This is a genomic window from Amycolatopsis sp. NBC_01286 (genome assembly GCF_035982555.1).
GTDB lineage: Bacteria > Actinomycetota > Actinomycetes > Mycobacteriales > Pseudonocardiaceae > Amycolatopsis.
Genome location: NZ_CP108428.1, coordinates 1,532,371 through 1,554,946 on the forward strand (window position 1 = coordinate 1,532,371; position 22,576 = coordinate 1,554,946).

The following is a 22,576-nucleotide window of genomic DNA, read 5'->3' on the forward strand; positions in this document are numbered from 1 at the left end:
TCAGCCCCGGGGGAAGCACCCGGCGCGGCCAGTCTAGGTCCGCCGGAGAACATCAACACGCTGAGCCGCTCCGGCTCGATGGGTACACGCGCCCGCGCCGCGGCGCGTTCAGGACCAGGCGGGAACGCGCGGCACGGCACCGTCCAAGGCGGACCCGTCGGACCGGCCGCTCAGCCAGGCCAGCAACGCGCCGGGCGTGCCCGTGACGGTCTCTGTCGGCGCGTCGCCCATCGTCCACTCGAAGCCGTCGGTGACCAGGCGCAACGCCGGCAGGTGGGCAGCGCGGGAGGTGATCGCGTGCTGGACGACGTCCTCGGTGAGCGGGCCGAGCAGGGCCAGCACCTGGTCGAGGTCGGGCCCGATCCCCAGGTCGGCGAGGTGGATGGTCAGCTCGGACAGCCGCATCCGCGCGACGACGGCGCCGGTCACGGGCCCACCCTGGCGGTTGCGGGCCTCACGCGCCCAGGCGTCGTCCGGCATGGCCGCGGCGTACTGCTCGAACCGCCCGGCCGAGGCGACGAAGTCCGCGAGGATGTCCGGCACCGCCTGCCGCGCACCGGCCTCGATGTCCGTCTCGCGCGCCTCGGGGCTGGCGTACATCGGCGTCTCGACACCGGTGTTCGCCCAGGTCAGCAGGTTGCGCAGGCCATCGGCGTTGCGCGCGACGTGCGCCACGACGTGCGCCCGCGTCCAGCCGGGCAACGCACTCGGCGCGCGCAGCTCGGGCTCACCGAGCCCGCCGGCCACACGGGCCCATTCGTCGTCGAGCCGCCGCACGCCGTCGAGCAGCGCGTGTGCCTTCCCGGATGCCTGTTCCGATGCCGTCGTCACGGGCCCGAGTCTAGGACCGCCGAAGGGCCGCCGGGGCGTCCGCCGGGACGGCCGGGTTCTTCGGTGCGATCGGCTCCAGCCGCACGTACGGCACGTCCTGTGTGGGGCGCTCGTCCGGTTCGCCCTTGTTCGGCCAGAACGAGAACGCCCGCTCCGCCTGGGCCGTGATCGTCAGGGACGGGTTCACGCCGAGGTTGGCCGTGATCGCCGCGCCGTCGACCACCGACAGGCCCGGGTAGCCGAAGACCCGGTGGTACGGGTCGATCACGCCCTCGTCCGTCGTGGCGCCGATCGGGACGCCGCCGATGAAGTGGGCCGTCAGCGGGATGTCGAAGATCTCGCCCCAGGTGCCGCCCGCGAGGCCGCCGATGCGGTCGGCCGTGCGCTCGTTGGCCTCGTGGCCCGCCGGGATGAAGCTCGGGTTCGGCTCGCCGTGGCCCTGCTTCGACGTGTACTTGCGCCGGCCGAACAGGCCGCGCTTCGTGTACGTCGTGATCGAGTTGTCGAGGCTCTGCATCACCAGCAGGATCACCGTGCGCTCGCTCCAGCGGTAGCCGTTGAGCAGCTTCGCCGTCTGGAGCGGGTGCTTGACCATGAAGCTGACGGCCTGCCGCCAGCGCGGCACCGGCGAGGCGCCGTCGGTGGCGATGGTCTGCAGCAGGCTCATCGCGTTGCTGCCCTTGCCGTAGCGGACCGGCTCGATGTGGGTGTTCTCGTCCGGGTGGATCGACGACGTGATCGCGACCCCGCGGCTGAAGTTGCGGCTCTCGTCGACGTCGGTGCGCGCGGCGCCGATGATCGCCTCGGAGTTCGTCCGGGTCAGCTCACCCAGCCGCCGCGAGAGCGCGGGCAGCGTGCCGGTGTCCTTCATCTTGTGCAGCAGGTTCTGCGTGCCCCAGGTGCCCGCGGCGAAGACGACCTTCTCGGCCGTGATGGTCGTCCGGAACCGGCGGGACGTCGTCCCGGTCTTCTTCAGGTCGACGTCGTAGCCGCCGCCCGACCGGGGCCGGACCGACGTCACCGTCGTGAGCGGGATGACCTGCGCGCCGTCCTGCTCGGCGAGGTACAGGTAGTTCTTGACCAGCGTGTTCTTCGCGCCGACGCGGCAGCCGGTCATGCAGGCGCCGCACTCGGTGCAGCCGGTGCGCGCGGGCCCGGCGCCCCCGAAGAACGGGTCCGCGGCCTTCTCCCCCGGCTTGCCGAAGTAGACGCCGACGGGGGTCGGGTGGAACGAGTCGCCGACGCCCATGTCCTTCGCGACGTCGCGCATCACGACGTCCGACGGCGTGATGGTCGGGTTCGTGACGACCCCGAGCATCCGGCTCGCCTGGTCGTAGTGCGGCGCGAGCTCGGACTCCCAGTCGGTGATGTGCGACCACTGCTGGTCGGCGTAGAACGGCTTCAGCGGCCGGTAGAGCGTGTTCGCGTAGACGAGCGACCCGCCGCCGACGCCGGCGCCCGCGAGCACCATGACGTCGTTGAGCATGTGGATGCGCTGGATCCCGTAGCAGCCGACCTGCGGCGCCCACAGGTAGCGCTTGAGGTCCCAGGACGTCTTCGCGAACTCGTCGTCGGCGAACCGGCGCCCCGCCTCGACGACGGCGACCCGGTAGCCCTTCTCGGTGAGCCGCAGCGCCGCGACGCTGCCGCCGAAACCCGACCCGACCACGACGACGTCGTAGTCGAAACCATCTGCACTGGTGGTGGTGTTACTGGCAGTCACACCTTGAGCGTAACCCCGGGTCCGCTTCCTGACCAGAGGTAAGTTACTGGCCAGTCACCCGTCTGCACGCTTCTCGGACGGTGATTGTGGGTATACAAACAGTAGCTCGATGTTCACGTCGGCGAGACCCGTTCGGCGGGACACGATTTCCGGGAGGGACCGACATGGGCCCCCAGAAGCTCACCGGTTGGCGCAAGTCGAGCCACAGTCACTTCGAAGAGAACGCCTGCGTGGAGATCGGTTCCGCGCCCGGCGTCGTCGGGGTGCGGGACACCAAGCAAGCGGCACTCGGTGCCGCCCGCCCGGTGCTCGTCTACCCCGCGGAGGCCTTCGCGGCCTTCGTGCGGCACCTCACCGGCGAACGGTGAGCCCCACCCGCTGGAACTCCTTCAAATCCGAATAACCCGTCTTCGCCATGGCGCGACGCAGGGCGCCGAAGAGGTTCACCACGCCCTCCGCGTCGGACGACGGCCCGAACAGCAGGGTCTTGAGGTCGACGGCGTAGTCCGGCCCAGCCGCCACGCGCGAGCGCGGCAGCGACGGGTGCGCGGCCGCCGCCGTCCAGTACAGGCCCTGTCCGGGCGCGTCCGACGCGGCGGCCAGTGGTGAACCGAGCATGACGGCGTCCGCGCCGCACGCGATGGCCTTCGCGATGTCCCCCGACGTCGTCATGCCGCCGTCCGCCAGCACGTGCACGTAGCGGCCGCCGGTCTCGTCGAGGTAGTCGCGGCGGGCGGCCGCGGCGTCGATGACGGCCGTGGCCATCGGCACGCCGATGCCGAGCACGCGGTCGGTGCTCGTCACGCCCGGCGTGTAGCCGTGGCCGACGATCACGCCGGCCGCGCCGGTGCGCATCAGGTGCATCGCCGTGCGGTAGTCGCTGACGCCGCCGGCGATCACCGGCACGTCGAGGCGGCCGATGAAGTCCTTGAGGTTGAGCGGCTCGGCGTCGCGCACCACGTGCTCGGCGGAGATGATCGTGCCCTGCACGACGAGGATCTCGACGCCGGCCGCGATCAGGTCCGGGGTCAGCTCGGCGGCGTGCTGCGGGCTGACGCGCGCGGCCACCGTGACGCCGGACTCGCGGACCGTCTTGATCGCCTCGGTCAGCAGGTCGAGCCGGATCGGCGCGGCGTGCAGCTCCTGCAGCACCCGGCCGACGGCGGTCGGGTCCTCGACGTCCTCGGCCGCGCGGACCAGCTGGAAGATCGCGTCCTCGACGTTCGGGTGCCGGGCCCAGAGCCCTTCGGCGTTGAGCACGCCCAGGCCGCCGAGCTCGCCGACGGCGACCGCGGTGCCGGGCGAGACGATCGCGTCCGTCGGGTGGGTGACCAGCGGCAGGTCGAAGCGGTAGGCGTCGATCTGCCACGAGGTGGACACCACCGACGACGACCGGGTCCGCCGTGAGGGCACGATCTCGACGTCGTCGAGGTCATACGCCCGCCGCGCGGTGCGGCCCATCCCGATCTCGACCAGGTCCCGCACGTGAAGCCTCCTCCGACGACGACAATCTGCCGTGCCCCATTGTCGCCAGTCCGTGTGGGTGACCCGCGCACGGGGGTTAGAACAGCAGGAACACGGGCAGTGCGCCGGCTCCCAGCCCGGCCACCGCACCCGCCATCGCCGGGATCGGGCGCTCGGCGTCGGCGCACGCGCCGAGCGCGCCGGCCAGGAACCCGAGCCCGATCAACGCCGCGAGGAAGACCCTGAGACCGCCGGAGTCGACGGTGGTCCGCCTGCCGTCGGCCTCGATGGCCTGGACCTCCCGCCCGACATCGGAGATCTCCGCCCGGAGCCACGTCCCCGCCGACTGGCCGAGGTGCCGGTCCTTGCCCCAGACCTCGAAGTGCTCACCCGACGCCGTGCGGAGGACGAGGTGGTGCTGCTGGTCCTCGCCCGCACCCGGCTCGGTGCTCACCGGCCACTGCACGGGGTCCGCCGCCTCGACCACGGCTTCTTCCCAGCCGGACGGGCCGACGGCCTGGAGGAACCAGAACACGGCGAGGGTGAACGCCGCCCCGGCGACGACCGCCCACAACGCCGGCCTGACGTCCACGGCTACACGCGGACGAACACGGCGACCGGCGACAGGATCGCGCCCAGCGCCAGGGCCAGCCAGGTCGCCATCGGTGGATAGACGTTGAGCCGGACCGCGCCGAAGTAGACCGCGCCCAGCGCGAGCAGCGACGCGACGATCAGCAGCACCGGCCGGATCACGCCCGCCCGCAGGTCGAGCACGCCGCCGCCGGCCCGCAGGTAGGCGATGGTGCCGTCCGCGGTCGAGACGTCGAGCGCGACCGGCTGCCCCGGCGGCAGGTCGAGGCCGGACCCGACCGTGGTGATGCTGTAGTGCCGCCCGTCTGCCGCGTCGATGCCGATGGTGTGCCGGACGGCGCCGTCGTCGCCGCCGACCGGGAGCTCGCCCCGCTCGTGGGACGCCACGTGCCCGTCGACGCGGTAGGTGGGCGCGTCCCGGCCCGCGAGCACCTGGCACATGAGACAGACGACGCCGCCGAGGAACAGCGAGACGAGCGCGACTGCCGTGAAGAACACCCTGCGGAGCAAGCGCGTGAAGCGGCCGGCCGTCATGGCGTCCAGTGCACACCAAGGTGGCCACGGAAGGCGATAGGCCAGTTACCGTAAGCACTCTGGGTAACGAAGGTTCAGCCGAAGAGGCCTATGGCCCAGGCCGAACGGGGGCATTTGCCGCCGAAAGACCCGCGATCTTGTAATCAGAGCAGGTCGCGAGCGGTGCCGTGGGGCACCGCTCGCGCCTCCCCTAGCGAGTCGTGTAGTTGGGGGCCTCGACGGTCATCGTGACGTCGTGCGGGTGGCTCTCCTTGAGCCCGGCCGCCGTGATCCGGACCAGCTGCGCCTCCTGCAGCTGCGGGATCGTCTCGGCGCCCGCGTAGCCCATGCCCGCGCGCAGGCCGCCGACCAGCTGGTGCACCACGTTGGCGAGCGGGCCGCGGAACGGGATCCGGCCCTCGATGCCCTCCGGGACCAGCTTGTCCTCGTTGAGCACGTCGTCCTGGGCGTAGCGGTCCTTGGAGTAGGACTTGCCTTCGCCGCGCGACTGCATGGCCCCCAGCGAGCCCATGCCGCGGTAGACCTTGAACTGCTTGCCGTTGACCAGGATCAGGTCGCCGGGCGCCTCGGCCGTGCCGGCCAGCAGGCTGCCCAGCATCACGGTGGACGCGCCGGCCGCGATGGCCTTCGCGATGTCGCCGGAGTACTGGATGCCGCCGTCGCCGATCACCGGGATACCCGCCGGGCGGGCGGCCTGGTCGGCCTCGTAGATCGCCGAGATCTGCGGGACGCCGACGCCGGCGACGATCCGGGTGGTGCAGATCGAGCCCGGGCCGACGCCGACCTTGATGCCGTCCGCGCCCGCGTCGACCAGGGCCTGCGCGCCCGCGCGGGTCGCGACGTTGCCGCCGACGATGTCGACGGCGTCGCCCAGCTCCTTCTTCAGCAGCGAGACGGTGTCGACGACCGCGCGGGAGTGCCCGTGGGCGGTGTCGACCATCAGGACGTCGACGCCCGCGTCGGCCAGGGCCATCGCGCGCTTGTGACCGTCGGCGCCGACGCCGACCGCGGCGCCGACGATGAGCCGGCCGTCCGGGTCCTTCGTCGCCTTCGGGTACTGCTCGGTCTTCACGAAGTCCTTGACCGTGATCAGGCCGCGCAGCTTGCCCGCGCCGTCGACGATCGGGAGCTTCTCGATCTTGTGCCGGCGCAGCAGGCCGAGCGCGGCGTCCGCGGACACCCCGACCTGCGCGGTGATCAGCGGGGCCTTGGTCATGACCTCGGACACCGGGCGGCTGTGGTCGACCTCGAACCGCATGTCGCGGTTGGTGATGATGCCCACGAGGGTGCCGGCGGCGTCGGCGACCGGCACGCCGGAGATGCGGAACTTCGCGCACAGGGCGTCGACCTCGGCCAACGTGGCGTCGGGCGCGCAGGTGACCGGGTCGGTGACCATGCCGGCTTCGGACCGCTTGACCACCTCGACGGCGGCGGCCTGCTCGTCGATCGGGAGGTTGCGCTGGAGCACGCCGATGCCGCCCTGGCGGGCCATGGCGATCGCCATCCGCGCCTCGGTGACGGTGTCCATGGCGGCGGAGACCAGCGGCACGCCGAGCGTGATGTTCCGGGTCAGCCGGGTGCCGGTGTCGACCATGCTGGGGACGACGTCCGATTCCGCCGGCAGCAGCAGCACGTCATCGAAGGTCAGGCCGAGCATGGCGAACTTGGCCGGAACGGGGGCGGTGATGCCGTCGCTGGTCATAGCGGGTGAAGGGCCTTCCTGGCGCGGGGTGAGCGGCGTCGCTGTGGCGACTCGGAGCCTTCCCCTCATGATATCCGGGTCCGGCCCCCGCCCCGGGTGGTGGGCGAGCCGCGAGGACCGACCGGTAGCGTGCAGGCCGTGGCGCATGACGTTCTGCCTCCGGACCCGTTCGCGGACGACCCGGACGACCCGGCCCGCGCGTTCCTCGACAACGAGGAGCGGCTGGACGAGCCGATCAGCGACCAGGAACGCACCGAGCTGCTGGCCGATCTCTCGGATCTGGCCGTCTACCAGGCGCTTCTCGAGCCTCGCGGGGTCCGCGGGATCGTCGTGGACTGCGGCGAGTGCGACGAACCGCACTACCACGACTGGCACCTGCTGCGGGCCAGCCTGGAGCAGCTGCTGGCTGACGGGCGGATGCGCCCGCACGAGCCGGCCTACGACCCGAACCCCGGTGACTACGTCAGCTGGGACTACTGCCGCGGCTTCGCGGACGGCGTCACGGCGAACGAAAGCGCGTACTGAGCGCCCCTGACCGAACGAAGAAGCCCCGGTGAGTTTCCTCACCGGGGCTTCTTCGGCATGTCGACGTCTACGGCGTATCGGTGACGCCCTGCTGGCCGGCACCGCCGACCGTCTCGCTGCGGGGCGACGTGCCCGGGTCGTTGCCGCTCGCGGCCGTGGTGGTCGGCGTGGTCGGCGGCGGGGGCGTCGTCTCGGTGGTCGGCGGCGGGGGCGTCACGGTCGGCGTCCCGGTGCCCGGCAGGCTGGTCGTGCCGCCGCTGCTGCCCGGGATCGACGTCGCCGAGCCGGCCGGCGGCACCTGCGTCGCCGAGACGCCACCGGGCGGAATCTGCGTCGAGGTGGGCTGCTGGGTCGGGCCCTGCACCGGCGCGTCCGGGTTCTGGAGCTGGGCGGCGAGCTGCCGGTGCTGCTCCATCAGCTGGCCCTTGTTGTCCTCGTCGCTGACCTGCGAGAGCGCGGTCTGGGCGTCTTGGAGGGCCTGGCGGGCGGCGACGAGGTCGCCGCCGGCGATGGCGAGGTTCGCCTTCTCGAGGTCGAGCTTCGCGTTCGCGGCCGCCTCGACCGAGTGGGTGTGATCGGAGTACAGGACCTTCGCGAGGCCCCAAAGCGTGTCGCCGGGCTCCGCGGAGCGCGCGGCCAGCCCGGTTCCGGTGAACGCGATCGCCAGCACAGCGGCGGCGACGGCGACCGGGACGAGCAGCCTGCGGCGGCGTCCGCTCGAGGCGTGCCGCTGCGCGAGAGCGGCGGTGGTGACGGTGCGTACAGCGGTGTCGACGTCGACCAGTTCGGCCAGTGGCTCACTGTCGATGTCTCTTCGCCACGCCACCAGCAACGCGTTGAGCTCCTGGTCGCCGAGGCCGTCGGCCAGGGCCGGGTCGGATCCGCCGAGCGCGTCGAGCAGGGCGTCGTCCGCCTGCACCGCCGTCAGGTCGGCGGCGAACTCCGCCTCCGAACCCGACAGGCCGCCGGCCCAGACGTCATCCGGCTCGAAACCCTTTTCGTGACCGGTCACTCAGAGCACCTCCTCCGCGGCCAGGACCTTTCTCAGCCGCGCGAGCGCGCGGTGCTGAGCGACGCGGACGGCTCCGGGGGTGGACCCCACGGCGTCCGCGGTCTCCTCCGCCGACAGGCCGACGACCACGCGCAGCACCACGATCTCCCGCTGCTTGTCCGGCAGCACCTGCAACAACTGGGACATCCGCTCGTTCAGCTCACCCTGCAACGCCCGCTGCTCGGGACCGACGCCACCCTCGACCTCGTCGGGGATCTCGGCGACCGGTTCGGCGCGGTTGCGAGCCGCCGCGCGGTGCGCGTCGGCCACCTTGTGCTGGGCGATCCCGTAGACGAAGGCCAGGAAAGGGCGCCCTTGGTCACGGTACGAAGGCAATGCCGTTAGCACCGCGAGACACACCTCCTGCGCAACGTCGTCCGCCGAAGCGAACGATCGCTCCTGCCTGCCAACCCGAGCGCGGCAATACCGCACTACCAGTGGACGGATAGCAGCCAGCAGCCGCTCCACTGCCTGGGGATCTCCCTCGACAGCAGCGGCGACCGGTTCATCCAGTCCATCCCCCACATTGGCCATCGCAGACAACAGTCCCAGTGTTACGTGTAGGCGTGCAAAGAGTCCGGCTCGTGGCTGCCCGCGCCGCGGACCGGTGACCGTTACCGTACCTGCGGCCGGCTCGGACCGGCGCGCGCGGTGCTCCCCGGCGCGCCGCGCCTGCCGGCGCCGCGAAAATACGGATTAGCCTCTGAAGCCCACGATCGATGTCGTCGAATCAACGAGCGACCGGGACCACAGGTACGAGTTCCCGTCCGGAGGGCGGGAACCGGGGCGGGAGACCGCCCCGAGGGCTGCCCCGAAGGGCGCCGGAGTGTGATGGGGACCACACAGGTACGGGCCAGGACGATACGTCGCCCTGGCCCGCTGTCACCTGTATTCCGGCCGTGTCAGGATCGAGGAGAGTTCCGCGGAACGGTCAGCTGACCAGGCCGCGGCGGAAGCCGTGAGCCACGGCCTGCGCGCGGTCGCGCACGCCGAGCTTGCGGAACAGCCGCCGGGCGTGGGTCTTGACCGTGTCCTCGGACAGGTACAGCTCGCGGCCGATCTGGCCGTTGCTCTTGCCCTGGCTCATCCCGCGGAGCACCTGAAGCTCGCGCTCGGTCAGCTGGACGCCCGGGTCGGACGGCTGACGGGGCGCGGGCACCGAGGTGCTCGCGAGGGTGTGGGCCAGTGCGGCGACCAGCTCCGGCCGGGACGCGTCCCAGCGGAGGTAGCCGCGGGCACCACCGGCGATGGCGGCAGCGATGCTGCCGGCGTCGTCGGGGGCGCCGAACACGATGACGTTCGCCTGGGGGTTCGCGGAGACGAGCCGCCGGGTGGCTTCGACACCTGTCGGGACCGCGCGTTGCGTCCCGACCAGCACGACGTCGACGGGCTGACGGGAGTACCGGGCCAGCAGCTCGTCACCGTGCGCTACGCAGTCGATGCGACTGACCCCAGGGACCGCGGACATCACTCGGGTGAGCCCTTCACGGACACTGCGTCGGTCGTCGCAGATCAAGACCGTCGTCACGGGGTTTCCTTCCTGCAGCCGGGTGACATTCCACTTCCCCTATCGGACGCTTTAGCCCGAACCTTGACACGATCCGGTGGCTTTTTTTGAAACTTCTTAGCCCGGATGCCGGAACACCCCATTCCGACGGCTCAACCACCCGGGGCGGGGACCCATGGCGATTCCCCCGCGATCCTCCTCCCGCAAGGATCTGCGCTTCGTAACACTGCGTGCAACACCTCGGCGACTCTGAATCGATACTCCTCGGCGTGTCCTGGGCGCAGGTCGGCCGCGACGAGGGCGGCGGGCCACAAAAGTGAAAGCAATTCGCATTCTTCGGCCGCCGCCATTGCCTTTCCGACGAGAGCGTCCGAAATGTTCCGGTGATCGGGTGCTCCGGCCGCCAGCAGGGCCACGGCCAGCACAATGCCGGATTTGGTCGCGTGGCGGCGGGCACCGCGGGCGACGGCGGTTTCGAACGCGCGCTCGGCGGGCGCCACGGCGGCGGCGCCCTGACCTGCGGCGAGCTCGATCTCGGCGCCGACCCAGCCACCGCGGACCTCGGCCCGCCAGCCGGCGTCCTGCGCCGCGGCCCGCGCGGCCAGCCGCCGCGCGGCGCTCAGCCGGCCCAGGGCGAGGTTGTCGGCGGCCAGCCCCAGCAGCGCATCGGCCCGGGCGCCGGCGGCGTCGAGGCCGTCCGGGTCGGGGTCGCCGCGCAGGGCCGCCGCTCGCGCGAAGGCCTCGCCGTCGAGCGCGCGGGCCCGTGCGTGGCCGCCCAGCTGCCGCCGGTGCGCCGCGAGGGTGCTGGCGGCCAGGGAGCCGAGCAAGGGGTCGCCCGCGGCACGCAGGGGGTCCAGGAGCGCCGCGGCGGCCGCGTACCGCCCCTGGGCCCCCAGGACGACGGCGGCGAGCAGGCGAGCGCGTGGCGGCCCGGTACCGCGCAGGACGGCGGGGTCGGGCCGCGGGTCGCTGCCGAAGGCCGCGGCGCGGAGGGCGGGTTCGTGCACCCGTCCTTTCTAGCGCCTGCCACCGACAAGAACGTGATCGAAGCGGCGCGGAGGTCGTGAGGGGCACCTTCAGGGACCTGAGCGCCCTGAAGGTGCCCTTCACGGCGTTCCCTCGGGCCGACTAGTGGTGGACCCCGACCAGGACGTGCTCGATGCGGTCCGCCGCGCCCTGCAGGTCCGGGAGGTGCTCCACCTTGTCCGGCAGCCCGGACGGGTCCCAGCCCGGGCCACAGGCGAACAGCCGGCTCCGCTGGCGCCCGCGCGAGACCCGGGCGAACAGGCGGGTGTCCGCCATCCCGTGGCGGTGGGCCCACAGCACCACCGCCGCCGGCGCGCTGCGGCGGACCGCCACCGCCAGGACGTCCGCGGGCAGCGGGACCCCGAACAGCTGGGCGCCGATCCGCCGGCCGGCCAGTGACGCCGCGAGCGCGTACATCGGCATCGTGTCGCGCTCCTCCGGGACGCAGCCGAGCAGCACCGGGCGGGTGTTGCGCGGCTCGTCGAGCACCGGGGTGGCGCGGATCAGGGCGGCGTACACGCACTCGGCGAGCAGGTACTCGACCTCGGCGCCCGCGCTGGCCCCGCGCCAGCGGGCCCGCAGCGCCGACAGGACCGGTTCGAGGACGCCCGTCCAGGCGGGCAGCACCCCCAGCTCGGCGACGGTGTCGGCGAGCATGCGCTGCACGGCGTGGACGTCCATGGCGAGCGCGGCGGTGCTCAGCCGGCGCGCGAGGCGGGAGCGGACCTCGTGACCGTCGTCGGCGGTGCCGGGGTCGGGAGGCTCCTCGGGCTCCTCCGGCTGCGGTGAGCCGGAGCGCGGGATCTGCTCGAGGGCGTAGCGCGCGGCCTCCGCCGTCGACGCGCCGCTGAGGAGGGCCCGCTGCATCAGTTCGAGCCGGCCGATGTCGGAGGTGCCGTAGCGGCGGTGACGGCCGTCGGTGTGGCGGCTGGGGCCCAGGCCGTAGCGCCGGTCCCAGGTTCGGAGGGTGGACGGCGCGACCCCGAGCCGGCGGGCGACCGAGGCCACCGGCAGGGTGGGTTCTTCGGTACCCGACCCAGCTCCCACGAGCCTCAATATCCAGGCACTCACCGAGGTCGGCAACCGGAGGCAGACACCCCGCTCACACATCCGGGGGATGCCTAACGGCTGAATCGAACCGAATCGCTTGAACAACTATTGGCGCGCTTCTAACGTTACGGCCGTTGCACCGAATGGAGTATCGGCACCACAGCAGAGCAGCTAGCGGCATCGACCGAATGACGGAGGCGGTCAGGATGGCAGACACGCGCAGGCTCCCAGGACCCAACGCCGACATGTGGGACTGGCAGCTGGAGGGGTCGTGCCGGGGGATGGACAGCGCGTCCTTCTTTCACCCGGACGGCGAGCGCGGCCCGGCGCGGGCACGGCGGGAGGCCAGGGCGAAAGCCGTGTGCCTGAGCTGTCCCGTTTTGGAGATGTGCCGCAGCCACGCGCTGGCGGTGCACGAGCCCTACGGCATCTGGGGCGGGCTCTCGGAGTCCGAACGCGAACACTTGATCAAGGCCGACAAGCGAACGCTCAGCATGTCGGGCGGCTGAAGGCCCACGAACATCGGAGGGCGGCGCCGGGTGGGGTGGCCGCCCTCCGTGCTTTCCGGGTGAGTTCTGCCCGGGACGGGACCGGGGCGGCATCCCTCACGGGGTGCCGCCCCGTTTTCGCGCGCGGAGCGGGGCCCGTCCGAGACGAGCAGGCCCCAAGCAGCCGGCGCTCAGCCGAAGAACGGCCTCCACCCGCGCGCGGCCTCCACCTGCCGCCGACAAGCGAGGGTCCGCGCCTCTGCGAGGTGCCGCCCCGGCTTCGGGGATCGGACCTCAGTGTGAGTGACCGCGGCGCGCGGCGGACAGTCCCTCCCGCGCGGCTGCCACCCGGCCGAGAACGGCTCCATCTGCGCGCCGCCTCCCGGCCGCCGAGACGAGTAAGAGGCGACACCCCTGCGGGATGCCGCCCCGTTTTCGCGCGCGCCGAGCGCATCAGTCGGCCGCGCACGCGTCGAGCGGGTACGCCCACGCATCCGGCGCTCGACCGAAGAACGGCCTCCACCTGCGCGTACACGAGAAAGGGCGGCACCCCTTGCGGGATGCCGCCCCTCTCGTGCTCAGGACTGCGTCAGTGCGAGTGGCCGTGGCCCGCTGCGGCGGACTCTTCCTCGGCCGGCTTCTCGACGATCGACGACTCCGTCGTCAGCACCAGGCGCGCGATCGAGGCGGCGTTCGCCACCGCGGACCGGGTCACCTTGACCGGGTCGACGATGCCGGCGGCCAGCAGGTCCGTCAGCTCGCCGGTGGCGGCGTTGAAGCCGTGTCCCCAGCTCTGCTCCCGCACCTTGTTCACGATGACCGCACCTTCGTGGCCCGCGTTGGTCGCGATCCAGAACAGCGGGGCGGACAGCGCGTCGCGCACGATGCGGACACCGGTCGCTTCGTCGCCCTCGAGGCCGAGGCCGTCTTCGAGCTCCTTGACCGCGTGCACCAGCGCCGAGCCGCCGCCGGGCAGGATGCCCTCTTCGACAGCCGCCTTGGTCGCCGCCACGGCGTCCTCGATGCGGTGCTTGCGCTCGTTCAGCTCGGTCTCGGTGGCCGCGCCGACCTTGATCACCGCGACACCGCCGCCCAGCTTCGCGAGCCGTTCCTGCAGCTTCTCGCGGTCCCAGTCGGAGTCGGTGGTCTCGATCTCCTTGCGGATCTGCGCGATCCGGCCCTGGATGGCGTCCTTGGCCCCGCCGCCGTCGACGATCGTGGTGTCGTCCTTGGTGACGACGATCCGGCGGGCCTTGCCCAGCGAACCGAGGTCGGTCTCGGACAGCTTCTGGCCGATCTCCGCGGAGACGACCTCACCACCGGTGACGAACGCGAGGTCGTCCAGGAACGCCTTGCGACGGTCACCGAAGAACGGCGCCTTGACGGCGACGGCGGTGATCGTCTTGCGCAGCGAGTTCACCACGAGGGTGGACAGCGCTTCGCCGTCGACGTCCTCGGCGATGATCAGCAGCGGCTTCTTGGCCTCGACGACCTTCTCGAGCACCGGCAGCAGCTCCGCCAGCGACGAGACCTTCTCGCGGACGAGCAGGATGTAGGCGTCCTCGAGGATCGCCTTCTGCTCCTCCGGGTTGGTCGCGAAGTGCGCCGAGAGGAAGCCCTTGTCGAACTGGACGCCCTCGGTGATCACCAGCTCGGTCGCCAGGGTCGACGACTCCTCGATGGTGATGACGCCGTCTTCGCCGACCTTCTCGACGGCTTCGCCGAGCAGGGCGCCGATGTTGGCGTCACGCGAGGTGACGGTGCCGACCTGCGCGATGCTCTCGCGGCCCTTGACCGGGGTCGCCTTGCTCTTGAGGACCTCGATGACCTTCGCCGCGGCGGCTTCGATGCCACGGCCGATCGAGGTCGGGTTCGCGCCGGCCGCGACGTTGCGCAGGCCGACCTTCACCAGCGACTGCGCGAGCACCGTCGCGGTCGTGGTGCCGTCACCGGCGACGTCGTTGGTCTTGGTGGCGACGCTCTTGGCGAGCTGGGCGCCGAGGTTCTCGAACGGGTCGTCGAGCTCGATCTCACGGGCGACGGTCACGCCGTCGAGGGTGATGGTCGGGCCGCCGAACTTCTTGTCGAGCACGACGTGGCGACCGCGCGGGCCGAGGGTGACCTTGACCGTGTCGGCGAGCTTGTTCACCCCGCGCTCCAAGGCGCGACGAGCGTCCTCGTCGAATCTGATCTGCTTGGGCATAGCGTGTTCCGCTTACCTTTCGGTGGGTCTGAAACGCACGAACGCCCCGCTCCCCGGCTTGTGCGGGGCCCGGGGCGTCATGCGCTGCGAGCGGACGTCAGTTGATGACGGCCAGCACGTCGCGGGCGGACAGGATCAGGTAGTCCTCACCGTTGTACTTGACCTCGGTGCCGCCGTACTTCGAGTAGATGACGACGTCGCCGACGGAAACGTCGAGCGGGACGCGGTTGCCCTTGTCGTCGATCCGGCCCGGGCCCACGGCCAGAACCTTGCCCTCCTGGGGCTTCTCCTTGGCGGTGTCGGGGATGACGAGACCGGAAGCGGTCGTCTCCTCGGCCTCACTCGTCTGGACAACGATCTTGTCCTCGAGCGGCTTGATGTTCACGCTCACCGGGTTGACCTCCACGGTCGTCGAAAGCGTTGGCAGGTTGTGGTTACGGCTCTACCACCCCCGCCGTCGCGGGTGCCGGGGCTGTCGGGCCGTGCGATTAGCACTCTAGCCACGGGAGTGCCAGTCTCGCAAGGAGGGTGCGTCTTGCCGGTGAGAACGCGCCTGACCGGCGGCTTTGTTCCGCCGCCCCCACCGCCGCCCACCGGCGCCGCTCAGGAGCAGCAGCCCCCGGACGGCGCCGCGCTCTCCGCGTCGGCCTTGACGACGTAGACCTCCCACGGCTCCCGCCCCGGCCCGTGCACCCACACCTTGTCCTGGACGGCGTAGCAGCAGGTGGTGCCGGTCTCGGTCCGGGTTTCGAGGCCTTCGCCGGCGAGCCGCCCGGCGGCCGACCCGACCTGCTCGGCGGACTCGACCTCGACGCCGAGGTGGTCCAGGACCGTGGCCTGCCCGGGCTCGCCTTCCAGGAGGACGAGCTTGAGCGCGGGTTCGGCGACGGCGAAGTTCGCGTAGCCGGGACGGCGCTTGGCGGGGCCGGTACCGAACAGCTTCGAGTAGAAGCCGATCGAGCCTTCGAGGTCGCCGACCCGCAGAGCGAGCCGTACTCGGGACACCACTGCCTCCTTGGATAGATGGTTGTCTAAGCAGAGGATTGCGCCTTGGATAGACATTCGTCAAGATAGAGAGGTGTCGAATCAGCCCTCGGATGCCTGCTGCGCGCCGCTCGTCCGCGAGCCGCTGACCGAACCGCAGGCCGTGGAGCTGTCCGCGTTGTTCAAGGCGATGGCCGACCCGGTGCGGCTGCGGCTGCTGTCCCTGATCGCCTCCCACGGCGGCGGCGAAGCGTGCGTGTGCGACCTGACCGAGGCCTTCGACCTGACCGGCCCGACCATCTCGCACCACCTGAAGGTGCTGCGAGAGGCCGGCTTGATCACCGGCGAACGGCGCGGGACGTGGGTCTACTACCGCGTCCACCCCGAGGTGCTGGCCCGGCTGGCCGCCGTGCTCGTCCCCGCCTGAGCGCAGGCTCTTACCCCCGGCGTGAGTTTCTGGTTAGGTTCTCACCGTCTGGCACCTGAACCCTGGGGGTTTATGCCCATGTCGTCTCGTTCGCTCTCCAGAACGGCGGCGCTGGCCGCCGCCGTCGCCCTGCTCGGCGGGGCCCTCACCGGCCAAGCTCACGCCGCGAGCACCACCACCGATCAGCGGCAGCGGGACTTCGCCGCCGCCGCGGCCGAGTTCGGGGTGCCGGTGGACGTCCTGCTCGGCGTCTCCTACCTCGAATCCCGGTGGGACTTCAACGCCGGGACGCCCAGCGCGTCCGCCGGCTACGGCCCGATGCACCTCACCGACCTGCGGGAAGCCGGGGTCGCCGGCAGTCACCACGACGTCGGCAGTGAGGACCCGCGCGGCGACGACGCGCGGCCCGCGTTGCACCCGGCCGCCGGGCCCGACGTGCCGCCGCAGACCGGGCTGCAGACCGTCGACGAGGCCGCGGCGCTGACGAAGACCGACGCGCGGACCCTGCGCACCGACACCCGGCAGAACATCCGGGGCGGCGCCGCGCTGCTCGCGAAGTACCACGTCGGCGGGACCGACTGGTACGACGCCGTCGCGCACTACAGCGGCTCGACCGGCGACGCCGCGCAGACGTTCGCCGACGAGGTCTTCGAGACGATCAAGAGCGGCATGAGCCGCACCACCGACGACGGCCAGCAGGTCACCCTCGCCGCCACGCCGGGCCTCGCGCTGCCGAAGCACGCCGAGGCCGCGGCGAACCCGGCGAACGTCGAGTGCCCGCGGACCGTCACCTGCGAGTCCGTCCCGGCTCCCTACCAGGAGCTGCCGAACGACGACTACGGCAACCACGACCTGGCCAACCGGCCGGTCAGCCAGAAGATCGACCACATCGTCATCCACGACACCGAGGGCTACTGGGACAGCGTCCTCAAGCTCGCCCAGGACCCGACGTACGTCAGCTGGAACTACACCATCCGCTCGGCCGACGGCCTGATCGCGCAGCACGTCCCGACCAAGGACGTCGCCTGGCACGCGGGCAACTGGTACATCAACGCGAAGTCGATCGGCGTCGAGCACGAGGGCTTCGCCGCGAAGGGCACCTGGTACACCGAGGCGATGTACCGCTCGAGCGCGAAGCTCGTCGGCTACCTGGCGCGCAAGTACGACATCCCGCTCGACCGCGCGCACATCATCGGCCACGACAACGTGCCGGGCACGGTCCCGTCGACGATCGCGGGCATGCACTGGGACCCGGGCCCCTACTGGGACTGGTCGCACTACTTCGACCTGCTGGGCGCGCCGCTCGGCGGGTTCGGCCTGCCCGGCTCGTCGCTGGTCACCATCGATCCGGACTTCGCGACGAACCAGCCGCTCTTCACCGGCTGCGACACCGCCGGAACACCTTGCGCGCCAAGGGGTTCCGAGGCCGTCGTGCTGCACTCGCAGCCCAGTGACGCCTCGCCGCTGCTGGTCGACATCGGCCTGCACCCCGCGGGCGGACCGTCCACAACGGACGTCTCCGACGTCGGCAGCCGCGCCGCCACCGGGCAGCAGTTCGCCGTCGCCGGCACCAGCGGCGACTGGACGGCGATCTGGTACCTCGGCCAGAAGGGCTGGTTCCACAACCCGCACAACGCGCGCGTCGCCAAGTCGGCGATCGGCCTGGTCGTGACGCCGAAGCCGGGCCTGGCCACGATTCCGGTGTACGGGCGCGCCTACCCCGAACCCGAGGCCTACCCGGCGAACCTCACGCCGCAGGCGATCACGCCGCTGCCGTACACGCTGGCCGCCGGGCAGAAGTACTCGTCGGCCGGGGTGGTCGGGTCGGAGTACTACTCGGCGACCACGTTCGACGTGGCCGACCACGTGGTCGTGAAGGGCAAGCTCAAGTACGTCCAGATCCAGTTCGGGCACCGGATCGCGTTCGTCAAGGCGGACGACGTCCGGTTCCTGCCGGCGTTCTAGCCCAAGCCGTGAAGGCCTCCTTACCGGCTCTTATGGCCGGGAAGGGGGCCTTCACGGCTTTCAGGCGTCGAGCGCGACCTTCGCTCCCCCGGACCGCTCGGTGTTGCGGCGTGTCTTCGCCCAGCCGTTGCGGCGGCGGATCAGCCGGAACAGCGCTCGCCACGACGTCACGTAGAACGTGTAGATGTACGCCGCGTACGCGAAGCCCAGGCCGATGCCCCGCAGCACATTGCGGCTGCGCAAGCACTTCAGCTGGTAGATCGGGCCCCAGACCAGGAACGGCAGCAGGCCGAACGAACCGTAGATCGCGAACAGGATCCAGGCGCCGCCGGTGAACCACGTCCACATCTGCGCCGGGTCGCCGGCGGTGCTGAAGATCAGCAGCAGGAACGGGATCGGGTACAGCAGCGAGCCGAGCAGCTGCAGCCACGGCTGCGCGAGGTAGTACATCATCTCCGCCGCGCCGAGCGTGCTGACGTGCGGCGAGTCCCAGATCCGCCGCAGGTACCGCGCGCACTGCATGGTGCCCTGGCCCCAGCGCGTGCGCTGCACCAGGAACCGCCGCAGGCTGTACAGACCTTCCTGCGCCACATGGGAATCCGGGGTGAACCCGGTGCGCCAGCCCGCGGTCAGCAGGTGGACGCCGAGCTCGAAGTCCTCCAGCAGCGAACCGCGCCACGGCTGCCCGCCCGGGCCGGCGATCGAGTCGAGCGCGGTGAGCCGGGTGAACTGGCCGTTGCCGCCCATGGAGATAGTGCCGGTGAAGCCGCGCGACGTCTGGATCGCCGCGATCGCCGTCCGGAACTCCAGGTCCTGCAGCTGCGCGAGCTTCAGCCCGAACCAGCGGCCGGCCGGGTTGCGCGTCGGCGGCGGGGTTTCGACGTTGCTCATCCACACGTCGAGCTGCACCGCGCCGATCCCCAGGTCGCCGAAGAGGTGGTCCGCCGCGCAGACCTCGAGGCAGTTCGGCGCCGGGCGGCCGTCGGCGTCGACCACCACGACCACGACGTCGTCGCGGGTCGCGTCCGGCCCCATCCAGTCGTTCAAGGCCCGGTAGGCCGCGTTGAGCGCGTCACCCTTGCCGGTGCGGGCTTCGGGCCGGACGCGCGGCACGAGGTGCAGGTACGGGTCGTAACCACCGTTGCGCCGCCACAGCATCCGGACGACGCGGGCGGTGCGGTCCTCCGAGTCGTCGTCGACGACCCAGACGTGCGCGTGCCGGAACGTCGTGCGCAGGTAGCGGATCGTCTCGCGGATGACGGTCTGCTCGTCGCGGCACGGGACGAAGAAGTGCCACGTGAAGTCCGCCGGGTCACCGACCGGGCCGGGCTTGCGGCGCAGGTACGGCACGACGATCAGCACGACGTAGACCAGGAACGCCACGCTCATCGTCAGCGCGAACGCCTGGGTGATCGCCAGCAGGACCTTGCCGCTCATGCGTTCTTCTTCCGCGTGGCCAGCCAGACGAACAGGACGAGCGAGACGGCGCCGCCGAACACGCTCACCATCGAGCCGAGCAGCGTGTGCCCCCAGTAGTAGCCCTCGTCCGGGCCGAGCTGGTGGACCAGCCCGACGATCGTGAGAATGCGCAGCTGGTTCACCAGCACCACGACGACCGCGGAAACGCCGAGGGAAAAGAACAACCGGCGCGCATTCGCGGGCCGGAACCAGAGCATGGCCATCGTCACAACGAGCAGTGGCAGCAGAAGAAACGCCGATGAACATTCCGGTGTCATTCTCAACCCGAATGGAGCAGCGCCGCTCAACCCAAAGTAAACGGACTCCCGATCACCGGCGACATAAACACCCGATGTAGTGATGATGTTGAGGATCGCGCCCGCCAGCTGTACTTCCAGCTCGCGGTACAGCCGCTCGGCCAGCACCACGACGGCACCCGCGGCGGCCAGCGCGCCCAGCCCTACGACCAGCGGGAACTTCGCCATCCCTGAGTTCGGAGCGCTCGCTACGGCCACGACGTTCCTCTCGGTGTCGATTTCTCATGGAGGTTCAAGCGGCCATTCGGCAGGTGCGGCGGCGAACTTGCTAGACCGTCCGAGTGATGCCGCATTCGACCTGCGAAGACGTCCGAAAGCATTACCCGATCCGGTGATTCGGTGAATTTCGTGTGCTATTCGAGGTCGTGTTGGCGATAGTCGATTCGCGTGCCGACTCGAGGCTGGCCGGACCGATCCGCGCCGGAGTCGGACACACCACGCGAACCCCCGAGAAACTCAGCGAATTCGGAGGACCAGTTGATGAAGAGCTCCCTCGTGCGCCGTGGCGGACTGCTCGCCGCGGTCGTGGCGAGCGTCGTGCTCGCCGGCGCGGCCCCCGCTTCGGCGGCCCCCGGCGACGGTTCCGCGTACGGCGTCAGCGTGAACGTGACGCTGCTCGGCCAGCCTGCGGTGAAGGTCGGGCCGCTCGCGGCCGCCAACACCGCGGGCCCGACGACGAACACCGTGGCCAGCGCCAACGCGGCCGGGATCCTGACCGCCGGGGTGATCACCGCCGAGGCCAAGCGCGACGACGAATCCGGTGCGGTGACGGCGAAGGCGACCACCGCCGACGTCGGCCTGCCGCTGCTCAAGGCCGCGCTCGGCACCGTCGGCGTCAAGACCGTCGAAGCCGTCTGCACCGCCACCCAGGAAGGCGTCAAGGGCAGCAGCACGCTGGCCGACGCGAAGCTCGGCAGCGTCGGCGCGGTCGACGCCAACCCGGCACCGAACACCCAGGTCAAGGTGGCCATCGGCCTGGTCAACGTGGCGACGATCATCCTCAACGAGCAGATCCAGAACAAGGACGGCAGCCTCACGGTCAACGCCCTCCACGTGAAGCTGCTCGGCGGCGTCGTCGGCGCGCTCGGCTCGGGTGACGTGATCGTGTCGTCGGCGACCTGCGGCCCGGCCGCGCCGCCGATGCCGCTGGCCTCCGGTGCCGGCCTGTGGGTCGGGCTCGGCCTGCTCGGCGCCATCGCGCTGCCGATCGGCACGCGCATTCTCCGCAACCGCCGCACGGCCTGAGTGAGGTCCGGATGTACAAGATGCCGGGCGCGGGCGTCGGCGTGGCCGGTGGCGGGGTGGGCACCCTCGCCGCCACCGGCGCCGACATCGGGTGGTGGCTGGCCATCGGCGTGCTGCTGGTCCTGCTCGGGACCGTCGCGCTGATCGCCGTCCACCGCCGCAACCGCCGGCTCTCCCAGGCGCGGGAGCACTGAGGCCGGGGCCGTCGGCGTGCGCCCCTCGCACGCCGGCGGCCCTTGGCAGAGATTTTCGTGGAAACTGGACGATGTGGAAAAGAGGCACCGCGGGGTGGATGTGATGTTGCTGGCCGGGACCCGCCCGGAAGCGCTCAAACTCGCGCCGCTGGCGCTGGCCATGGACGCGCACCCGACACTCCGGCCGATCCTGGTCCACAGCGGCCAGCACGCCGGCATGGTCGAACAGGCACTGCTGCCGTTCGGCCTGGTCGCCGACGCGTGGCTGGACGTCCCGCCGCGCGTCACCGGCGGCCAGGCGGAGCTCGTGGCGGGCCTGCTGCCGGCGCTCGACGACGCGCTGCGCCGCTACGCCCCGGCCGCGCTGGTCGTCCAGGGCGACACGACGACGACGCTGGCGGGCGCGCTGGCCGCGTTCTGGCTGGGCATCCCGGTGGTGCACCTGGAAGCCGGACTGCGCACGCACGACCTCACGGCGCCGTTCCCCGAAGAGGGCGCGCGGCAGATGGTATCCCGCCTGGCCGCACTGCACTTGGCGCCGACCCTCGGCGCGGCGGCCGAGCTGCGCGCGGAAGGCGTTGCGCGGCAACGCATCGCGGTCACGGGCAACACGATCGTCGACGCGGTGCTGGAGATCGCGGCGCGCGACCTCCCGGCGCGCGACACGGCGCTGGCGCTGCTGGAGATGGAGATCGCGGAGGCCGGCGAGCGGCTGGTGCTGGTGACGTCGCACCGCCGCGAGTCCTGGGGCGAGCCGCTGGAGCAGACGCTCGCCGCTGTGCAGCTGATCGTCGCCGAGCACCCGGACGTCCAGGTGCTGTTCCCGGCGCACCCGAACCCGCAGGTCAGGGCCCAGGTGGACGCCTCGCTGGGCGGCCTGCCGCGGGTGACGGTGACGGACCCGCTGGAGTACCCGGACCTGGTCCGCGCGCTGCGGCTGGCGTCGCTGGTGCTGACGGACTCGGGCGGCATCCAAGAGGAGGCGCCGACGTTCGGCACGCCCGTGCTGGTCCTGCGCGACGTCACCGAGCGCGCGGAGGTCGTCGACGCGGGGTGCGCGTGGCTGGTGGGCACGGACACGGCCCGCATCGCCGACACCGCGGCCCGCCTGCTGCGCGGCGAGCTGCGCACGACCCAGGTCGGAAACCCTTACGGCAACGGCAATGCGGCCGTCTTGGCGGTGGCGGCGATCGAGGAGCTGCTGGGCGTCGGGACGCCGGCGCACAGGCACGCCGCGGCTTCCTAGGACCAAGACTCGTCGTGAGTGGTAATGCGGGTTCTAACCCTCATT

Annotated in this window: 24 protein-coding genes; 8 read left to right on the top strand and 16 right to left on the bottom strand. The window is 71.3% G+C overall.

Annotation, left to right across the window (positions count from 1 at the left end; genetic code table 11):
* Positions 1–108 precede the first annotated feature (108 nt).
* The gene (locus OG570_RS07240) at positions 109–831 is read right to left on the bottom strand and encodes a maleylpyruvate isomerase N-terminal domain-containing protein (RefSeq protein WP_326956033.1); all 723 of its coding nucleotides are present in this window, start codon (positions 829–831) and stop codon (positions 109–111) included.
* A 10-nt stretch (positions 832–841) separates the two neighbouring features.
* Complete coding sequence (locus tag OG570_RS07245) at positions 842–2,554, bottom strand: GMC family oxidoreductase (RefSeq protein ID WP_326956034.1); 1,713 nt, start codon at positions 2,552–2,554, stop codon at positions 842–844.
* Positions 2,555–2,718: 164 nt separating this feature from the next.
* Here OG570_RS07245 and OG570_RS07250 point away from each other — a divergent pair, with 164 nt between their 5' ends.
* Positions 2,719–2,922 (top strand): DUF397 domain-containing protein, encoded by a 204-nt coding sequence (locus OG570_RS07250; protein ID WP_326946067.1) that lies wholly within the window; start codon positions 2,719–2,721, stop codon positions 2,920–2,922.
* Here the strand turns inward: OG570_RS07250 and OG570_RS07255 are convergent.
* From OG570_RS07255 to guaB, 4 genes are all read right to left on the bottom strand, one after another.
* On the bottom strand, positions 2,906–4,039 hold the full coding sequence (locus OG570_RS07255; RefSeq protein WP_247060642.1) for a GuaB3 family IMP dehydrogenase-related protein: 1,134 nt from the start codon (positions 4,037–4,039) through the stop codon (positions 2,906–2,908). The genes OG570_RS07250 and OG570_RS07255 overlap by 17 nt on opposite strands.
* Before the next feature lie 76 nt (positions 4,040–4,115).
* Entirely contained in the window at positions 4,116–4,610 is a 495-nt protein-coding gene (locus tag OG570_RS07260; protein WP_326956035.1) for a hypothetical protein, read from the bottom strand.
* A 2-nt stretch (positions 4,611–4,612) separates the two neighbouring features.
* The gene (locus tag OG570_RS07265) at positions 4,613–5,107 is read right to left on the bottom strand and encodes a hypothetical protein (protein WP_326946065.1); all 495 of its coding nucleotides are present in this window, start codon (positions 5,105–5,107) and stop codon (positions 4,613–4,615) included.
* A gap of 226 nt (positions 5,108–5,333) precedes the next feature.
* Positions 5,334–6,845, bottom strand: coding sequence for an IMP dehydrogenase (gene guaB / locus OG570_RS07270; RefSeq protein WP_326946064.1), 1,512 nt, complete (start codon positions 6,843–6,845; stop codon positions 5,334–5,336).
* A 129-nt stretch (positions 6,846–6,974) separates the two neighbouring features.
* Between guaB and OG570_RS07275 the strand changes: the two genes are divergently transcribed.
* Complete coding sequence (locus OG570_RS07275) at positions 6,975–7,370, top strand: DUF5319 domain-containing protein (RefSeq protein ID WP_247060636.1); 396 nt, start codon at positions 6,975–6,977, stop codon at positions 7,368–7,370.
* Positions 7,371–7,437: 67 nt separating this feature from the next.
* Here the strand turns inward: OG570_RS07275 and OG570_RS07280 are convergent, their stop codons facing one another.
* The 5 genes from OG570_RS07280 to OG570_RS07300 all read right to left on the bottom strand — a co-directional run bounded on the left by OG570_RS07280 (position 7,438) and on the right by OG570_RS07300 (position 12,001).
* Complete coding sequence (locus OG570_RS07280) at positions 7,438–8,382, bottom strand: anti-sigma-D factor RsdA (RefSeq protein ID WP_326946063.1); 945 nt, start codon at positions 8,380–8,382, stop codon at positions 7,438–7,440.
* Positions 8,383–8,955, bottom strand: coding sequence for a sigma-70 family RNA polymerase sigma factor (locus tag OG570_RS07285; RefSeq protein ID WP_247063912.1), 573 nt, complete (start codon positions 8,953–8,955; stop codon positions 8,383–8,385).
* Positions 8,956–9,352: 397 nt separating this feature from the next.
* A complete protein-coding gene (locus OG570_RS07290) occupies positions 9,353–9,949 on the bottom strand; it encodes a response regulator transcription factor (RefSeq protein WP_003073605.1) in 597 nt (198 codons plus the stop codon).
* Positions 9,950–10,080: 131 nt separating this feature from the next.
* Positions 10,081–10,935 (bottom strand): hypothetical protein, encoded by an 855-nt coding sequence (locus tag OG570_RS07295; protein ID WP_326956036.1) that lies wholly within the window; start codon positions 10,933–10,935, stop codon positions 10,081–10,083.
* Positions 10,936–11,056: 121 nt separating this feature from the next.
* The gene (locus OG570_RS07300; protein ID WP_326946061.1) at positions 11,057–12,001 is read right to left on the bottom strand and encodes a MerR family transcriptional regulator; all 945 of its coding nucleotides are present in this window, start codon (positions 11,999–12,001) and stop codon (positions 11,057–11,059) included.
* 191 nt (positions 12,002–12,192) lie between these two features.
* Between OG570_RS07300 and OG570_RS07305 the strand changes: the two genes are divergently transcribed.
* The gene (locus OG570_RS07305) at positions 12,193–12,513 is read left to right on the top strand and encodes a WhiB family transcriptional regulator (RefSeq protein WP_305879369.1); all 321 of its coding nucleotides are present in this window, start codon (positions 12,193–12,195) and stop codon (positions 12,511–12,513) included.
* Positions 12,514–13,081: 568 nt separating this feature from the next.
* Here the strand turns inward: OG570_RS07305 and groL are convergent.
* The 3 genes from groL to OG570_RS07320 form a co-directional block, all read right to left on the bottom strand.
* On the bottom strand, positions 13,082–14,695 hold the full coding sequence (gene groL / locus OG570_RS07310) for a chaperonin GroEL (RefSeq protein ID WP_247060629.1): 1,614 nt from the start codon (positions 14,693–14,695) through the stop codon (positions 13,082–13,084).
* A 97-nt stretch (positions 14,696–14,792) separates the two neighbouring features.
* A complete protein-coding gene (gene groES / locus OG570_RS07315; RefSeq protein WP_007031106.1) occupies positions 14,793–15,086 on the bottom strand; it encodes a co-chaperone GroES in 294 nt (97 codons plus the stop codon).
* 212 nt (positions 15,087–15,298) lie between these two features.
* Positions 15,299–15,700 carry an ArsI/CadI family heavy metal resistance metalloenzyme gene (locus tag OG570_RS07320; protein WP_326956037.1) on the bottom strand — a complete coding sequence of 134 codons (402 nt, stop codon included), beginning with the start codon at positions 15,698–15,700 and terminating at the stop codon, positions 15,299–15,301.
* Positions 15,701–15,773: 73 nt separating this feature from the next.
* On the opposite strand from OG570_RS07320, the gene OG570_RS07325 reads away from it, so the two are divergent.
* Both OG570_RS07325 and OG570_RS07330 read left to right on the top strand, forming a co-directional pair.
* On the top strand, positions 15,774–16,106 hold the full coding sequence (locus OG570_RS07325; RefSeq protein ID WP_326956038.1) for a metalloregulator ArsR/SmtB family transcription factor: 333 nt from the start codon (positions 15,774–15,776) through the stop codon (positions 16,104–16,106).
* A gap of 72 nt (positions 16,107–16,178) precedes the next feature.
* Positions 16,179–18,071: an N-acetylmuramoyl-L-alanine amidase gene (locus OG570_RS07330; RefSeq protein ID WP_326956039.1), complete on the top strand. Its 1,893-nt coding sequence runs from the start codon at positions 16,179–16,181 to the stop codon at positions 18,069–18,071.
* A 60-nt stretch (positions 18,072–18,131) separates the two neighbouring features.
* Here the strand turns inward: OG570_RS07330 and OG570_RS07335 are convergent, their stop codons facing one another.
* Positions 18,132–19,508 carry a glycosyltransferase family 2 protein gene (locus tag OG570_RS07335; protein ID WP_326956040.1) on the bottom strand — a complete coding sequence of 459 codons (1,377 nt, stop codon included), beginning with the start codon at positions 19,506–19,508 and terminating at the stop codon, positions 18,132–18,134.
* Entirely contained in the window at positions 19,505–20,014 is a 510-nt protein-coding gene (xrtP, locus tag OG570_RS07340) for an exosortase P (protein ID WP_326956041.1), read from the bottom strand. The genes OG570_RS07335 and xrtP overlap by 4 nt, the downstream gene beginning before the upstream one ends.
* Positions 20,015–20,326: 312 nt before the next feature.
* Here xrtP and OG570_RS07345 point away from each other — a divergent pair, with 312 nt between their 5' ends.
* The 3 genes from OG570_RS07345 to wecB all read left to right on the top strand — a co-directional run bounded on the left by OG570_RS07345 (position 20,327) and on the right by wecB (position 22,531).
* Complete coding sequence (locus tag OG570_RS07345) at positions 20,327–21,091, top strand: choice-of-anchor P family protein (protein ID WP_326956042.1); 765 nt, start codon at positions 20,327–20,329, stop codon at positions 21,089–21,091.
* An 11-nt stretch (positions 21,092–21,102) separates the two neighbouring features.
* On the top strand, positions 21,103–21,285 hold the full coding sequence (locus OG570_RS07350) for an LPXTG cell wall anchor domain-containing protein (RefSeq protein WP_326946054.1): 183 nt from the start codon (positions 21,103–21,105) through the stop codon (positions 21,283–21,285).
* 94 nt (positions 21,286–21,379) lie between these two features.
* Positions 21,380–22,531 carry a non-hydrolyzing UDP-N-acetylglucosamine 2-epimerase gene (gene wecB / locus OG570_RS07355; RefSeq protein WP_326956043.1) on the top strand — a complete coding sequence of 384 codons (1,152 nt, stop codon included), beginning with the start codon at positions 21,380–21,382 and terminating at the stop codon, positions 22,529–22,531.
* Positions 22,532–22,576: the final 45 nt, after the last annotated feature.

Excerpts from the sequence above, each read along its gene's own strand:
- OG570_RS07345 (WP_326956042.1), top strand. The coding sequence starts at position 20,327 with ATGAAGAGCTCCCTCGTGCGCCGTGGCGGACTGCTCGCCGCGGTCGTG.
- OG570_RS07250 (WP_326946067.1), top strand. The coding sequence starts at position 2,719 with ATGGGCCCCCAGAAGCTCACCGGTTGGCGCAAGTCGAGCCACAGTCAC.
- OG570_RS07335 (WP_326956040.1), bottom strand. The coding sequence starts at position 19,508 with ATGAGCGGCAAGGTCCTGCTGGCGATCACCCAGGCGTTCGCGCTGACG.
- xrtP (WP_326956041.1), bottom strand. The coding sequence starts at position 20,014 with ATGGCGAAGTTCCCGCTGGTCGTAGGGCTGGGCGCGCTGGCCGCCGCG.
- groL (WP_247060629.1), bottom strand. The coding sequence starts at position 14,695 with ATGCCCAAGCAGATCAGATTCGACGAGGACGCTCGTCGCGCCTTGGAG.
- OG570_RS07350 (WP_326946054.1), top strand. The coding sequence starts at position 21,103 with ATGTACAAGATGCCGGGCGCGGGCGTCGGCGTGGCCGGTGGCGGGGTG.
- OG570_RS07330 (WP_326956039.1), top strand. The coding sequence starts at position 16,179 with ATGCCCATGTCGTCTCGTTCGCTCTCCAGAACGGCGGCGCTGGCCGCC.
- OG570_RS07305 (WP_305879369.1), top strand. The coding sequence starts at position 12,193 with ATGACGGAGGCGGTCAGGATGGCAGACACGCGCAGGCTCCCAGGACCC.
- OG570_RS07285 (WP_247063912.1), bottom strand. The coding sequence starts at position 8,955 with ATGGCCAATGTGGGGGATGGACTGGATGAACCGGTCGCCGCTGCTGTC.
- guaB (WP_326946064.1), bottom strand. The coding sequence starts at position 6,845 with ATGACCAGCGACGGCATCACCGCCCCCGTTCCGGCCAAGTTCGCCATG.